The 14,649-nt window shown below is 70.8% G+C and carries 14 protein-coding genes and 1 tRNA gene; 8 read left to right on the top strand and 7 right to left on the bottom strand.

Going from position 1 to position 14,649, the window contains the following annotated elements; all coding sequences use genetic code 11:
• Positions 1–91 precede the first annotated feature (91 nt).
• Positions 92–556 (bottom strand): hypothetical protein, encoded by a 465-nt coding sequence (locus tag ACGH48_RS16640; protein WP_148061737.1) that lies wholly within the window; start codon positions 554–556, stop codon positions 92–94.
• Between the two features lie 209 nt (positions 557–765).
• Between ACGH48_RS16640 and ACGH48_RS16635 the strand changes: the two genes are divergently transcribed.
• From ACGH48_RS16635 to rlmB, 4 genes are all read left to right on the top strand, one after another.
• Positions 766–1,248 carry a CarD family transcriptional regulator gene (locus tag ACGH48_RS16635; RefSeq protein WP_017888066.1) on the top strand — a complete coding sequence of 161 codons (483 nt, stop codon included), beginning with the start codon at positions 766–768 and terminating at the stop codon, positions 1,246–1,248.
• 64 nt (positions 1,249–1,312) lie between these two features.
• Positions 1,313–2,491, top strand: a complete 1,179-nt coding sequence (gene ispD, locus ACGH48_RS16630; protein WP_396289392.1) for a 2-C-methyl-D-erythritol 4-phosphate cytidylyltransferase — start codon at positions 1,313–1,315, stop codon at positions 2,489–2,491.
• Positions 2,492–2,508: 17 nt separating this feature from the next.
• Positions 2,509–3,918, top strand: a complete 1,410-nt coding sequence (cysS, locus tag ACGH48_RS16625) for a cysteine--tRNA ligase (protein WP_396289390.1) — start codon at positions 2,509–2,511, stop codon at positions 3,916–3,918.
• Positions 3,919–3,997: 79 nt separating this feature from the next.
• Positions 3,998–5,008 (top strand): 23S rRNA (guanosine(2251)-2'-O)-methyltransferase RlmB, encoded by a 1,011-nt coding sequence (rlmB, locus tag ACGH48_RS16620; protein ID WP_123311990.1) that lies wholly within the window; start codon positions 3,998–4,000, stop codon positions 5,006–5,008.
• Between the two features lie 259 nt (positions 5,009–5,267).
• Here rlmB and ACGH48_RS16615 read toward each other — a convergent pair whose 3' ends face one another.
• Positions 5,268–6,581: a DUF4032 domain-containing protein gene (locus ACGH48_RS16615; protein ID WP_123311992.1), complete on the bottom strand. Its 1,314-nt coding sequence runs from the start codon at positions 6,579–6,581 to the stop codon at positions 5,268–5,270.
• 88 nt (positions 6,582–6,669) lie between these two features.
• On the bottom strand, positions 6,670–7,770 hold the full coding sequence (locus ACGH48_RS16610; RefSeq protein WP_123311994.1) for an ABC transporter ATP-binding protein: 1,101 nt from the start codon (positions 7,768–7,770) through the stop codon (positions 6,670–6,672).
• Positions 7,771–8,034: 264 nt separating this feature from the next.
• Between ACGH48_RS16610 and ACGH48_RS16605 the strand changes: the two genes are divergently transcribed.
• Positions 8,035–8,979 carry a DsbA family protein gene (locus tag ACGH48_RS16605; RefSeq protein ID WP_396289388.1) on the top strand — a complete coding sequence of 315 codons (945 nt, stop codon included), beginning with the start codon at positions 8,035–8,037 and terminating at the stop codon, positions 8,977–8,979.
• An 81-nt stretch (positions 8,980–9,060) separates the two neighbouring features.
• Here the strand turns inward: ACGH48_RS16605 and ACGH48_RS16600 are convergent, their stop codons facing one another.
• Positions 9,061–9,957, bottom strand: a complete 897-nt coding sequence (locus ACGH48_RS16600; protein WP_396289386.1) for a neutral zinc metallopeptidase — start codon at positions 9,955–9,957, stop codon at positions 9,061–9,063.
• Between the two features lie 112 nt (positions 9,958–10,069).
• On the opposite strand from ACGH48_RS16600, the gene ACGH48_RS16595 reads away from it, so the two are divergent.
• Complete coding sequence (locus ACGH48_RS16595) at positions 10,070–11,212, top strand: glycerol dehydrogenase (protein ID WP_396289385.1); 1,143 nt, start codon at positions 10,070–10,072, stop codon at positions 11,210–11,212.
• A gap of 11 nt (positions 11,213–11,223) precedes the next feature.
• Here the strand turns inward: ACGH48_RS16595 and ACGH48_RS16590 are convergent, their stop codons facing one another.
• Positions 11,224–11,961, bottom strand: a complete 738-nt coding sequence (locus ACGH48_RS16590) for an NAD(P)H-hydrate epimerase (RefSeq protein ID WP_396289384.1) — start codon at positions 11,959–11,961, stop codon at positions 11,224–11,226.
• Between the two features lie 34 nt (positions 11,962–11,995).
• On the opposite strand from ACGH48_RS16590, the gene ACGH48_RS16585 reads away from it, so the two are divergent.
• The gene (locus tag ACGH48_RS16585; RefSeq protein ID WP_134195176.1) at positions 11,996–12,775 is read left to right on the top strand and encodes an alpha/beta fold hydrolase; all 780 of its coding nucleotides are present in this window, start codon (positions 11,996–11,998) and stop codon (positions 12,773–12,775) included.
• A gap of 81 nt (positions 12,776–12,856) precedes the next feature.
• A complete protein-coding gene (locus tag ACGH48_RS16580) occupies positions 12,857–13,888 on the top strand; it encodes an aldo/keto reductase (RefSeq protein WP_123312004.1) in 1,032 nt (343 codons plus the stop codon).
• A 199-nt stretch (positions 13,889–14,087) separates the two neighbouring features.
• On the opposite strand, the gene ACGH48_RS16575 is transcribed toward ACGH48_RS16580, so the two are convergent.
• Together ACGH48_RS16575 and msrB are read right to left on the bottom strand one after the other, a co-directional pair.
• Positions 14,088–14,163, bottom strand: a tRNA-Thr gene (locus ACGH48_RS16575).
• Between the two features lie 37 nt (positions 14,164–14,200).
• Positions 14,201–14,608, bottom strand: coding sequence for a peptide-methionine (R)-S-oxide reductase MsrB (gene msrB / locus ACGH48_RS16570; RefSeq protein WP_123312006.1), 408 nt, complete (start codon positions 14,606–14,608; stop codon positions 14,201–14,203).
• Positions 14,609–14,649: the final 41 nt, after the last annotated feature.

Raw genomic sequence — 14,649 nt, 5'->3', positions numbered from 1 at the left:
GACGGACGGACAGGAGGCCCGGTGCGAGTCCGTGGGACTCGCACCGGGCCTCCCGGTCTGAAGCGCGTGCGCTCGCGCGTGCGCGGTGCGGCTACTCGCCGTCCGTCGGCGTGGCCGACGGGGTCTCGACCGGCAGCGTGACCTGACCGGTCGGCTCGGGGGTCGAGGTCGGCGCGAGGGTGGCGTACTCCTCTTGCGAGGTGGTCAGCACCGGCACGTTGGCCGAGACGCCCTCGGCGTCGGGGTAGGAGAAGTACACCTTGACGAGCGAACCGGGCTCGGCGTCCGCGCTGTCGAAGTCGAGGGTGTCGTGCTGCGAGTCGTTCGCCAGGTCGACGTGCGAGTTCGCCGGCACCAGCACGGTCTCGGTGTCGCCACCGATCTCGACCGAGACGGTGATGCCGTCGGTGTCGGAGTTGTTCACGAGCGTGCCGATGAAGCGTGCGCCCTCGCCGTCGTCCGAGATCAGGATGGCGTTGCGGACGTCGACCTTGCCGGTCGAGACGTTCACGCCGTCGGTGATCTGCTTGATGTCGACGGTGTGCGCAGGCGACATGAACTCGCACCCGGTGGCGCCCAGCGCGATGGTTGCCGCAACGGCGACGGACACGAGTACCCGAGCTCGCAAGAGATTCCTCCGTAAGTCGATGAGGACCGGACGGTCCCGCTCCATCCTAGCGATCACCGGGAAGCCCCAGTGCTGAGGGTCCCCTTACCCGAACACCCCTTGTGGTAAACTGGAAGTCTGGGAACGGAGCCTGATACATGCAATTCGAGGTCGGCGAGACCGTCGTCTACCCCCACCACGGGGCGGCAACCATCTCTGAAGTCAAGACGCGCGTCATCAAGGGCGAGGAAAAGGTCTACCTGAAACTGCGGGTCACGCAGGGTGACCTGACGATCGAGGTACCGGCGGACAACGTCGACCTGGTCGGAGTCCGCGACGTGATCGGCAAGGAAGGACTCGACAAGGTGTTCGAGGTCCTCCGGGCACCGTTCACGGAAGAACCCACCAACTGGTCGCGCCGGTACAAGGCGAACCTCGAGAAGCTCGCTTCCGGGGACGTCATCAAGGTGTCCGAGGTCGTCCGCGACCTCTGGCGTCGCGACCAGGACCGCGGCCTGTCCGCGGGCGAGAAGCGGATGCTGGCCAAGGCGCGGCAGATCCTGATCTCCGAGCTGGCCCTGGCCGAGAAGACCGACGAGGACAAGGCATCGACCGTCCTCGACGAGGTCCTCGCGTCCTGAGCGCGTCGAACCACTGAGCGCAGCAGCACTGAACACCACGACGACCGCACGGTTCCCCGAAGGGGTGGACCGGGCGGTCGTCGTCGTTGCAGCCGGGTCCGGCACCCGACTCGGCATCGGCACCGCGAAGGCGTTCGTGCCCGTGGCCGGGCAGCTGATGCTCGCGCGCGCTCTCGAGCCGCTGTTCACGCTGTCGTCCCCGACGCTGGTGGTCGTCGTCGCGCCGTCGGCGCTGCTCGAGGACTGCCGCCGGGTGGTCGCCACGGCGGCAGGTGCTGCGGTCGCCTACACGGCGGTCGTCCCAGGAGGCACGGATCGCCATGGTTCGGTCCAGGCCGGCCTGGCCGTGCTGCCGGACTCCGTCACCGCGGTGCTGGTGCACGACGCGGCTCGGTGCCTGACACCCGCTGCGCAGTTCGACCGGGTGTTCGACGCGGTCGCTTCGGGCGCTGGTGCGGGGTACGTCCCCGCGCTGCCCGTCACGGACACGATCAAGCGGGTCGCCGGCGACGTCGTCGTCGAGACCGTCGACCGGTCCGCACTCGTCGGCGTGCAGACGCCGCAGGGGTTCCCGCTCGACGCGCTCCGCCTGGCGTACGCGGTGTCGACGCAGTCCGAGACCGACGACGCCGGCGTGTTCCAGGCGGCCGGCGGCACGGTGCGCTCCGTGCCGGGCGACGCCGATGCATTCAAGATCACGACGCCGTGGGACCTCGGGCGGGCGGAGTCGATCGTCCGGTCGCGGGCCTCGGTGCCGGGTGTCCCCGCTGCCTCGGCGGTCCGGCTCGGCCTCGGGGTCGACGTGCACGCGTTCGACGCGGCGTCGCCGTGCCGCGTCGGCCTGCTCGACTTCCCCGGCGAACCCGGGCTCTCCGGACACAGCGACGGCGACGCGGTGGCGCACGCGGTGTGCGACGCGCTGCTGTCCGCCGGCGGACTCGGCGACATCGGCGGGACGTTCGGCACCGCGGACCCCGCCTACGCCGGCGCGGCCGGCGAGGTCTTCGTCCGTGGTGCGGTGGCGATGCTCCTCGACGCCGGCCTCGCCCCCGTCTCAGTCACGGTCCAGGTGGTCGGGAACCGACCGCGCATCGGTGCACGTCGGGTCGAGATGCAGGACGCCCTGTCCGCCGTGGTCGGAGCCCCCGTCGCGGTCTCCGGCACGACGACCGACGGCCTCGGCTTCACGGGTCGGGGCGCAGGGCTCGCCGCGATCGCAACAGCCCTCGTCCGACCGGCCTGACGTCCTAGGCTTGGGGCGTGACCGTTCGCCTCTACGACTCCCGCGCCGCAGCCGTCGTCGACCTCGTCCCCCTGGTCGACGGACAGGTCAGCGTCTACGTCTGTGGTCCGACGGTACAGTCGTCGCCGCACATCGGGCACCTGCGCTCCGCCCTGGTCTACGACATCTGGCGCCGCTGGCTGACCTACCGTGGTCTGCGCGTCACCCTCGTGCGGAACGTCACCGACATCGACGACAAGGTGCTCGACCTGGCCGCCGGCACCGACGAAGCCTGGTTCGCCCGGGCCTACCGCGTCGAGCTCGAGTTCACCGCCGCGTACAACGCCCTCGGCATCCTGCCGCCGACGTACGAGCCCCGCGCCACCGCGAGCGTGCCGCAGATGCACGACATCATCACGAAGCTCATCGACCGCGGCCACGCCTACGTCGCCGCCGACGACTCCGGTGACGTCTACTTCGACACCGGCAGCTGGCCGTCGTACGGTGCCCTGACCCGGCAGCGTCGCGAGGACATGGTCGAGGCCACCGACGCCGACCCCCGTGGCAAGCGCGACGCCCGCGACTTCGCCCTCTGGAAGGGTGCGAAGCCGGGGGAGCCGTCGACCGCGGCGTGGGACTCCCCGTGGGGCCCCGGTCGCCCGGGCTGGCACATCGAGTGCTCCGCCATGTCGCGGCGGTACCTCGGCCCGGCGTTCGACATCCACGGCGGCGGACTCGACCTGCGGTTCCCGCACCACGAGAACGAGCTCGCGCAGTCCACCGCCGCGGGGGACCCGTTCGCGTCCTACTGGCTGCACAACGGACTCGTCACGGTCGAGGGCCAGAAGATGTCGAAGTCGCTCGGCAACTCGATCTTCGCCGCCGACTTCCTCGCCGCTGCCCGCCCCGCCGTGGTGCGGTACTTCCTGGGGGCGGCGCACTACCGCTCCTCGATCGACCACCACGACGGCTCGTTGGCCGAGGCCGAAGCCGCCTACGACCGCATCGACGGGTTCCTGCAGCGGGCCGAGGTGCGGCTCGAAGGGGTGCACCTCGCCGACGCCCCCGCGGTGCCGGACGCCTTCGCCGCCGCGATGGACGACGACCTCGCGGTGCCCCAGGCACTGGCCGTCCTGCACGAGACCGTGCGGATCGGGAACGCCGCCCTGGACGCCGACGATGCGGAAACGCTCGGGGTCGCGTACCATCAGGTGGCCGCGATGGTGGAGGTCCTCGGCATCGACCCGCGAGCCGCCCACTGGTCGGGGGGCGGCCAGGACACCTCGGCAGGCCCGCTCGCCGCTCTCGTCGAACGCCTCGTGCAGGAGCGCGCGGACGCCAGGGCAGCACGGGACTTCACCGCGGCCGACCGCGTGCGCGACGACCTCGCCGACGCGGGCATCACGATCGAGGACACCCCGTCCGGAACACGCTGGAGCATCGCATGATCGAAGCCACCGCAGACCATTCCGGTCGGAACACGCTGGAGCATCGCCTGAACACGGCAGTGCCGAACAGGAGCTACGCATGAAGAACGTCTCGGGAAGCAAGAAGGGTCGGCCCGGCGCCGTCCGCACCGGTCGCAAGGGCAACAAGCAGGTCGGATCCGGCGGACAGGGTGCCCAGGCGCTCGAGGGTCGCAAGCCGACCCCGAAGGCCGAGGACCGCCCGTACCACCCCGCCGGCAAGCGGAAGGCCGCGAAGGACCGTTTCGAGGCGGCCAAGGGTCGTCACGGTTCCTCGAGCACCCCGCAGGGTCGCACGGGTCGCCCGCCGGCCCGGAAGACCGACGACTCCGAGCTCGTGACCGGACGCAACTCCGTGCTCGAGGCGCTCCGCACGAAGACCCCGTCGTCGACGCTCTACATCGCGTCGCGCATCGAGGTGGACGACCGCGTCAAGGAGATCCTCGCGCTCGCCAACCACCGTGGCGTCCCGATAATCGAGCTCATGCGCCCCGAGCTCGACCGCATCACCGGCCACGACAGCGTCCACCAGGGCGTCGCGCTCAAGGTGCCGGCGTACCAGTACGCCGTGTCCGAGGACATCGTCGAGCAGGCGTTCTCGCGCGACCAGGTGCCGCTGCTCGTCGCCCTCGACGGCATCACCGACCCGCGCAACCTCGGTGCGATCATCCGCTCGACCGCGGCGTTCGGCGGACACGGCGTCATCGTGCCGCAGCGTCGCTCGGTCGGCGTGACCGCGTCGGCGTGGAAGACCTCGGCCGGTGCCGCGGCCCGCACGCCCGTCGCGATGGCCCCGAACCTCACCCAGACGCTGAAGTCCCTGAAGTCGATGGGCCTGTTCGTCCTCGGTCTCGACGGCGACGGCGACGTGGAGCTCGACGGCCTCGCGCTCGCCGACCGCCCGATCGTGATCGTCGTCGGTTCCGAGGGCAAGGGCCTGTCGCGCCTGGTCACCGAGACCTGCGACGCGATCGTGTCGATCCCGATCTCGAGCGCGACCGAGTCCCTCAACGCCGGCATCGCGGCGAGCGTCACCCTGTGGGAGGTCGCCCGGCGCCGTCGCGCCGAGTAGCCGCACCGGCGTCTGCCCGGCCGCTCCGCGCGGTCGACGTCACCACCTGCAGGCCCGGTGCCGGTCCACGAGACCGGCGCCGGGCCTCCAGTGCGTCCGTGGGGTTCAGTGCGTCCGTGGGGTTCCACGACTCGCCGCACGCGTCCTGCCGAGGTTCCACGACTCGCCGCACGCGTCGTACCGAGGTTCCACAGACGGCCGTTTCGCGCGCCGAGGTTCCGAGATCTCGAACCTCGGCGGCACGGGAACGCGCGCGCGGTCAGACGGTGGCGCGCCAGTCCTCGACGTCGTCGGACTCGTCGCCCGCGGGCTCGGCGTCGTCGACCACGGGGATGGGCAGCGTCATCGACGACGTCGGCGGGTTGATCAGCAGGCGCTCGTCACGGCGGTGGCGCAGCACGTCGTTGATGTAGGCGGTCGTGGCCTCGGGCAGTGAGACCGAACGCTCTTCCTGCTGGGACATGAACCAGCGGTGCTCGAGCAGCTCGTGGAAGACCTCGGCGGGTTCGAGCCGGCCGCGCAGGTCGCGGGGGATCGAACGCACGACGGGCTCGAAGACCCGCGAGACCCACTCGTGCGCCACCATCTCCTCGTCGAGTTCGTCGCGGCCGTTGCGCGCCCGGTACGAGTCGAGGTCGTTGAGCAGACGTCGGGCCTGGTTCTCGCCGGCGTCCAGGCCGGTCAACCGCAGCAGGCGTCGCTGGTGGTGCCCGGCGTCGACGACCTTCGGCTGGATCCGCACCTGCGAACCGCCCTCGGTCGTGTGGATCGAGAGCTCCTCGATGTCGAAGCCGAGTTCGTTGAGTCGCTCTACGCGGTCGTTGATGCGCCAGCGCTCCTTGATGTCGAACTGCTCGGTGCCCGTGAGCTCGGTCCAGAGCGTCCGGTACTGCGCCACGATGCGGTTGGAGACGTCGACGGGGTCGGCGTTCTCGTCGAGCCGCCCACCCGCTTCGAGGTCGAGGAGTTCGCCGGCGATGTTCACCCGCGCCACCTCGAGGTCGTTCTCGCGCTGCCCGTTCGACAGGCCGCCGGGGTAGAGCTTGCCGGTCTCGGCATCGACCAGGTACGCGGCGAACGAGCCCGCGTCGCGACGGAACAGCGTGTTCGAGAGCGACACGTCGCCCCAGTAGAAGCCGATGATGTGCAGCCGCACGAGCAGCAGGGCGAGCGCGTCGACGAGCCGGGTGGCGGTCTCCGGGCGCAGGGTCTGCGAGTACAGCGCGCGGTACGGCAGCGAGAAGCGCAGGTGCCGCGTCACGAGCACGGGGTGCAGCTGCTCGCCGTCGGCGTCCACCCGGTTCGTGATGACCGCCACGGGGTCCACGCACGGCACGTCCATCCGCTGCAGCGTGCGGAGCATGTCGTACTCGGCACGGGCGACCTCTTCGCCGGTCTCCTTCACGGCGGCGACGTAGCCGCTCAGGTGCACGAAGCGCACGAGGTGCCGGGAGATGCCCTTCGGCAGGGCGACGATGGTCTCGTCCGGCCAGTCCGCCAGCGGCAGGTCCCACGGCAGGTCGAGCAGGCCGGGGTCGACGGTGGCTGCGGTGATGGACATCGAGTCGGGCACGGTGGATCCTTCGGTGTCGTGGGGGACAGCCGAGAGCCCGCGACCCGCCCTTGTGAGGCGGCGCGGGCTCTCGGGGAGTGCGCTTCGGTTACGCGCTGACGACGGCCTTGTCGTCCAGGCGCTCGCCCGACTCGGTGTCGAAGGCGTGCACGTGGCCCGACTTCGGCGTCACCACGATGGTGTCGCCGATCGACGGGTGCGAACGGCCGTCCACGCGGGCGACGATGTCGACGCGCGTGCCCTTGACGTCGGCGTGACCGTAGAGGTAGCCGTCGGCGCCGAGTTCCTCGACCACGTCGACCGTGACGGGCAGGCCCTCGCCCGACTGCGCCACGACGACGTCCTCGGGGCGGATGCCCACCGTGATCTGGCCGGAACGCGCGTTGGAGAGCGTGTCGCGGTCGATCGCGTGGTTGAGCGTGCCGAACTTGATGCCGCCCTCGACGACGTCGGCCGGCAGCAGGTTCATCGCCGGCGAGCCGATGAAGCCCGCGACGAAGACGTTGTTCGGCTTCTCGTACAGGTCGCGCGGCGTGCCGACCTGCTGCAGGATGCCGTCCTTGAGCACCGCGATGCGGTCACCCATGGTCAGTGCCTCGGTCTGGTCGTGCGTGACGTAGACCGTGGTGACACCGAGACGACGCTGGAGCGACGCGATCTGCGTACGGGTCTGGACGCGGAGCTTGGCGTCGAGGTTCGACAGCGGCTCGTCCATGAGGAACACCTGCGGCTGACGGACGATCGCACGGCCCATCGCGACGCGCTGACGCTGACCACCGGAGAGCGCCTTCGGCTTGCGGCCGAGGTAGTCCTCGAGGTCGAGGAGCTTGGCGGCTTCCTGCACGCGGGTGGCGCGCTCGTCCTTGCCGACGCCGGCGATCTTGAGCGCGAAGCCCATGTTCTCGGCGACGGTCATGTGCGGGTAGAGCGCGTAGTTCTGGAACACCATCGCGATGTCGCGGTCCTTCGGCGGGACGTCCGTGACGTCGCGGTCGCCGATGCGGATCTGACCGGAGTTGACCTCTTCGAGGCCGGCCAGCATGCGGAGCGAGGTGGACTTGCCGCAACCCGAGGGGCCGACGAGGACGAGGAACTCGCCGTCGGCGACGTCCAGGTCGAGGGAGTCGACCGCGGGACGGTTGCCTCCGGGGTAGAGACGGGTTGCCTTGTCATAGGTGACGGACGCCATGAGCGTTCGGTCCTTTCTTCACCGGCAGGTACGTGCCGGACGATCCGAGTGAAGCGGTCAGCCCGCGAGGGCCCCGGATGGTCGTCGTCGACCATCGAGGTTCATACAACACGAGTTCTCGCGGGTGCGCCACTGTTTTCCACCTGGCCGGGCGGTTCCCAGAGCGTGGTTGGGTGGTTCCCAGAGCGGCCCACTACAATCGCCGGGTCCGTCCGCCGAGCGGGGGTAGGTCGTGCGGACGCCGATCAGGAGGACGACGCACCGATGACCAACCGCCCCGAGGGTGACGCCCGCGCCGCGCGGAACGAGCGCCGCGAAGCCGCCCGACAGCGAGCGCAGCGCCACAGGACACAGCAGAAGCGCCGCCAGCGCGGGACCAGGCTCGGACTCCAGATCGGACTCGGTGTGGTGCTGCTCGCAGCGGCCACCATCGTCACGCTCGTCCTGGTCGACTCCGTGAAGCCCGCCGGCCCCGGGCCGTCGACCATGTCGCAGGGTGGCATCACCCTCGGCGAGGGCCTGAAGCCGGTGACCGCGTCGAGCAGCGCGACGCCGAGTTCTTCGGCGACCGCCGGTGCCGGCACGGTGCGCATCACGCTGTACGTCGACTACCTCTGCCCGACGTGCGGCGAGTTCGAGCAGGCCAACGGTGATTACATCGAGAGCCTGGTCGACTCCGGCGCCGCCACCGTCGACATCCACCCCCTCGCGATCCTGTCGAACCGGTCGCAGGGCACCAAGTACTCGCTGCGTGCCGCGAACGCCGCGGCCTGCGTCGCCGAGCACTCGCCGGACCAGTTCTACGCGGTCAACAAGGCGCTCTACGCCGAGCAGCCGGAAGAGGGCACACCCGGCCTCACCGACGCGCAGCTCACCAAGGTCGTCACCGGGGTCTCCGGTCTGCAGGACCGCAGGGCCGTCACGAGCTGCATCGCCGACCAGGACTACAGCAAGTGGGTCGACGAGCAGACGACCGCGGTGTCCGGCGGGGACATCCCCGGTTCGTCGCTGAGCGAGTTCCCCGGCACGCCGCTGGTGCTCGTCAACGGGCAGCAGTACGAGCTCACGTCGCCGATCACGAACGACGACTTCCGCACCTTCGTGGTCACCGCGGCCGGTGCCACCGAGGCGACGCCGACCCCCACGCCGAGCGCGACGCCCTCGCGCACGCGGAGCGCGACGCCGACGCCCACACCGACCAAGCGCTGACGCGCTGACGGACAGACAGACGGGAGGCCCGGTGCCAGCTGGCACCGGGCCTCCCGTTCCGTCCGTGGCCGGGTCCAGTGCCTACAGGGACGAACCGGAGACGCTGAACGTGTCGCAGCTCGTCGCGCCCTGCTGGTATCCGCGGACGAACCAGCGCTGACGCTGCTCGCTCGAACCGTGCGTGAACGAGTCCGGGTCGACCCGGCCGCTCGAGCGCTCCTGGATGCTGTCGTCGCCCACGGCACTCGCGGCGGACAGCGCATCGGCGATCTCGGCCCGGCTGATCGGTTCGAAGAAGGTCTCGCCGTCCGCGTCCTCGGTGTTCGCCGCGTCGCCGACCCAGGCGCCGGCGTAGCAGTCCGCCTGCAGCTCGACGCGGACACTGCCGGACGACGCCCCGGTGCCCGAGCGGTCCGTGCTGGCGAACGCGCCCTGCAGCTGCTGGATGTGGTGGCCCCACTCGTGCGCGACGACGTACATCTGTGCGAGCGGCCCGCCCGACGACCCGTACGTCGACTGCAGGTCGTCGTAGAAGGCGGTGTCGAGGTAGATCGCGCGGTCCGGCGGGCAGTAGAAGGGTCCGGTGGCGGCCGACGCCTGGCCGCACGACGTGTCGGTCGAGCCGTCGAAGAGGAAGAAGTCCGGTGCCGTGTAGGAGATGCCGAGCGCCCGGGCCTCGGCGGTCCAGTAGCCGTCGAGGGACTCGGCAGCCCCCTCCATCCGGCACTCGACCTGCAGGTTGGCGTCGCGGCCGGTGCGGCACTCCGGCGCGGCGTCGACCGTCTCGCCCTGCTGCTGGATCTGTGTCGTGCCGTCGCCGAGGAAGGTACCGAGGTCCAGGTTGCCACCGGTGAACACGTTGAGCAGCAGCACGACGATCGCGCCGATCCCGACGACGCCGCCGCCCGCGACCGCGGCGGTCCGGCCCCGGCGCTTCACTCGGCCGCCGGAGAGTCGCGAGTCGTCGTTGAACGTCATGCCCCCGAATGTACGGGCCGCGGGACTCGCACGCCGCACGCATGCCCCGCGCGTACCGTCGAGGACGTCGGTGACCCCGACACGTGTCGTACAACCGGAAGGAACCGCAACCATGGCCACTCCCATCAGCACCGTGATGAGCCCCGCCCGCTACGTGCAGGGCAAGGACGCGATCACCCGCGTCGGCGAGTTCGTCGCCCCCATCGGCAAGCGCCCCCTGATCGTCGCCGACGACGTGGTGTGGGGCATCGTCGAGGCCGCGGTGACGGAGAGCTTCCGGACCGCGGACCTGCGGATCGAACGTGTCGGGTTCGGCCGGTTCGCCACCCCGGAGGCGGTCGACGCCCTGGTCGAGGAGATCCGCTCGACGGACGCCGACGTCATCGTCGGACTCGGCGGCGGATCCGCGATCGACGCAGCCAAGGCCTCCGGGCACCTCGCCGGCATCCGCTGGGCCAGTGTGCCGACCGCGGCGTCGACCGATGCCCCGACGTCGGCGCTCGCGGTGATCTACTCCGAGGCCGGCGAGTTCATCGAGTACCGGTTCTTCCCCCACAACCCCGACCTCGTGCTCATCGACACGAAGCTCGTCGCGAACGCCCCCGTCCAGTTCCTGATCGCCGGCATCGGCGACGCCCTGGCCACCTGGGTCGAGGCCCGCGCCGCCAAGCGTGCGAACGCCGACACCATGGCCGGCGGCCTGCAGACCGAGACCGGCGTCGCGCTCGCCGAGCTGTCCTGGAAGCTGCTGCACGAGAACGCCCTGCAGGCCATCGAGGCAGTGCAGGCCAAGGTCGTCACGCCCGCGCTCGAGAAGGTCGTCGAGGCGAACACCCTGCTGTCGGGCCTCGGGTTCGAGTCCGGCGGGCTCGCGGCGGCGCACGCCATCCACAACGGACTGACCGCCGCCCCGCAGGCGCACGGCCTGGCGCACGGCCAGAAGGTCAACATCGGCACGATCGCGCAGCTCGTGCTCGAGGGCGCGCCCGCCGAGGAGATCGAGGACTTCGTCGTCTTCACCACGAAGGTCGGTCTGCCGAACACCCTCACCGAGATCGGTCTGACCGTCGACGACACGACGGAGCTCCGCGCCGTGGCCGAGGCCGCGACGGTGGAGGGCGAGACCATCCACAACATGCCGTTCCCGGTCACGCCGGAACTCGTGGTCGACGCCCTCATCGCCATCGAGGGCATCGCGCGCAGCATCCGCGCCGAGCACGGCCTGCCGGAGCCGGTGCTCTACCAGCACCACTGATCGGATCGGGATCAGGTGCGGACCAGCGGCTCCACCGTCGCCAGGTCCGTGCCGATCCCGACGTCCACGAGCTCGATCCGTCCCGCGAGGGTGGCGGCCGGCCCCATCAGCAACCCGGCCTTCACCCCGCCGAACGTGACGGTGACGTCGGCGTGCAGCACGTGGTCGTCCGCGATCCCGCCGGTGTCGACGTCGATGCCGCTCGGCACGTCGACGGCGACGACGAACGGTGCGCGCTGGTCGCGGGCGAGCTCGCGGACGGCGTCGACGACCTCGCGGGCGGGGGAGCGGAGCGCCGCAGGCCCCCGCACGCCGATCCCGAGGATCGCGTCCAGCACCAGGTCGGCCTCGAGCGCCGCGTCGGTCGCGACCGCGGCCAGGCGGTCGCCGTCGTCTGCCGGCACACCGCCGGCGGGTGGACCGGACGGACCGTCCAGGAGGCGCGCTCCGCCGTCCAGCGCCGCTGCCAGGCCCGCCTCGTGCACCCGTGAGCCGACGCGCAGGATCGCCACGTGCCTCCCGGCCGCCGCCAGCCGCGCACCCGCGAACAGGGCGTCGCCACCGTTGTCGCCGCTGCCCACCAGCAGCAGGACGGACCCTGGTCCGTCGCCCGGCCGGACGGCCGGGTCGTCGAGCAGGTCGCCGACGATGCGTGCCAGCCCGTCGGCCGCCCGCTGCATCAACGGCTCGCCCGCGTCGAGGTGCGGCCGCTCTGCCGCTCGGATCTGGTCACCGCCGTAGCCGTCCATGGCGACCACAGTGCCCCGCTACCCTGGAGGGGACATGTCACTCGTCCCCGAAGCGCCCCGTCCCCGCATCGTGATGTCGCCCGACGGCCTCCGGCTCGCGACCTACGACTTCGGCGATCCCGACGCCCCCGCCGTCGTCGCGGTGCACGGGTTCGCCTCCGGGGCGGTGCTGAACTGGCACGCCTCCGGCTGGACCCGCGACCTCGTCCGCGCCGGCTACCGCGTGCTGGCGTTCGACCAGCGCGGGCACGGTGCGAGCGCGAAGCCGCGCGACCCCGGCGCGTACTCGATGGACCTGCTCGTCGCGGACGTCACCACCGTCATCGACACGTACCTGCTCGACGAGGTCGCGTTCCTCGGGTACTCGCTCGGCGCACGCGTCGGCTGGCACACCGCCGAACGGTTGCCGGACCGCATCACCCGCGCGGTGTTCGGCGGCATCCCGGACGCCGACCCGATGCGCCGCGTGCGGGTCGACCAGGCGAAGGCGTACCTGGCGGACGGCACGCCGATCGAGGACCGCGTGACGAACGGCTACCTGACCATGGCAGGGAACGTCGAGGGGAACGACCTCGCAGCGCTCGTGGCGATGGTCGAGGGGATGCGGAACAGCATCGAGCCCACGCCCGACAACGCCCCCGCGCAGCCGATCCTGATGGCGGCCGGCAGCGAGGACGGCATCCGCGACAGCGCCGTGCGGTTGGCGCAGGCAGCTCCGGACGCGTCGTTCTTCGAGATCCCCGGGCGCAACCACTTCAACGCGCCGACCTCGCGGGCGTTCCGCGAGGCGGCGCTGGCGTTCCTGCGTTCCTGACCGGCGCGCGTTGTCCGCGTCGCGCTGACGGGTACTGCCAGGTCCTCGCTGACGAAGGCCGTCGCGCGTACCGTCCCGGCCATGGACTACAGACTCCTCGGCAACAGCGGGACATCGGTGTCGACGCTGACCCTCGGCACCATGACGTTCGGCAGTGAAGCCGACGAACCCACCTCCCACACCATCATCGACACGTTCGTCGCGGCCGGCGGCACCCTGATCGACACGGCCGACGTCTACTCGGGCAACGAGTCCGAGCGGATCATCGGCCGCTGGCTCGCGGCACACCCCACCGAGGCGCAGCAGGTCGTCCTCGCCACCAAGGGCCGCTTCCCGCAGGGGGACGGCCCGAACGACGTCGGCCTGTCGCGCCGGCACCTCCGGGTCGCCCTCGACGCCTCGCTCGAGCGCCTCGGGGTCGACCACATCGACCTGTACCAGATGCACGCGTGGGACGCCCTGACGCCGATCGAGGAGACCCTGCGCTTCCTCGACGACGCCGTCTCCGCGGGCAAGATCGGGTCGTACGGGTTCTCGAACTACCTCGGCTACCAGATCACGAAGGCCGTCTACGAGGCGAAGGCGCACGGCTGGGCACCGCCGGTCACCCTGCAGCCGCAGTACAACCTGCTCGTCCGCGACATCGAGCACGAGATCGTCCCCGCCAGCCTCGACGCCGGGATCGGCCTGCTGCCCTGGTCGCCCCTGGCCGGCGGCTGGCTGTCCGGCAAGTACCAGCGCGACGAAGCACCCACCGGCTCCACCCGACTCGGCGAGAACCCGTCGCGCGGCATGGAGGCATGGGAAGCGCGGAACGGCGACGAGCGCACCTGGGCAGTCCTCGACGCCGTGTCCGCGGTCGCCGACGCGCACGGCGCCTCACGGTCGCAGGTCGCCCTCGCCTGGCTGCTCGCCCGGCCGGCGGTGACGAGCGTGATCCTCGGCGCCCGGACGGTGTCGCAGCTCGAGGACAACCTCGGTGCGGCCGACCTCGTGCTGACCGAAGCGGAGCTCACGCAGCTCACCGATGCCAGCGCACCACGCATCGACGACTACCCGTACGGCACCGCCGGCGTCGCTCAGCGGGAACGCAAGATCACCGGCGGACGCTGAAGATCCGTGCACGTTCGTGCGGATTCGCGCTGATGTGGGGTCCGGGTGTGGACGCACGGTTCGGTGAGGTGTCATCCTCGTCGCACGACCGGCTGGTTACCGCGTCGAGCGCCCGGAACACTCCCTGATCCGTGTTCCACACGCGCCGATGCCCCGGGTGAGTGATCACCCGGGGCATCGCTCCGCCGGACGGCGGTCGTGGGGCCGGCAGCGGGACTTGAACCCGCAACCCCCGTATTACAAGTACGGTGCGCTACCAATTGCGCCATGCCGGCTGACGCCGCTCATCCTACCGGTGAGGGCGTCGGACGCTCACTCGCCGGACTTCTCCGAGAAGTTCAGCGAGATCGAGTTCATGCAGTACCGGTCACCGGTGGGGGTGCCGAAACCGTCGGGGAACACGTGGCCCAGGTGCGAACCGCAGTTCGCGCAACGGACCTCGGTGCGCACCATGCCGAGCGACTTGTCGTCGATCAGCTGCACGGCGTCGGGGTTCACCGACTCGTAGAACGACGGCCAGCCGCAGCCGGAGTCGAACTTTGTGCCGCTCTTGAACAGCTCTGCGTTGCAGGCCGCACAGGTGTAGACGCCGGCACGCTCCTCGTCGAGGAGTTCACCGGTCCACGGCCGCTCGGTCCCCGCCTGACGCAGGACGGCGTACTGGTCCGGGGAGAGCTCCTCGCGCCACTGGGCGTCGGACTTGTCGACGTTGTATGCCATTGGTTCCTCCTGCTTCCGGTCGGGTTCTTCCGGGCACTCCC

This window comes from Curtobacterium pomorum (assembly GCF_044497295.1).
Taxonomy (GTDB): domain Bacteria; phylum Actinomycetota; class Actinomycetes; order Actinomycetales; family Microbacteriaceae; genus Curtobacterium.
Note: the sequence above shows the minus strand (reverse complement) of the source record. Positions and strands in the feature narration are given on the sequence as shown.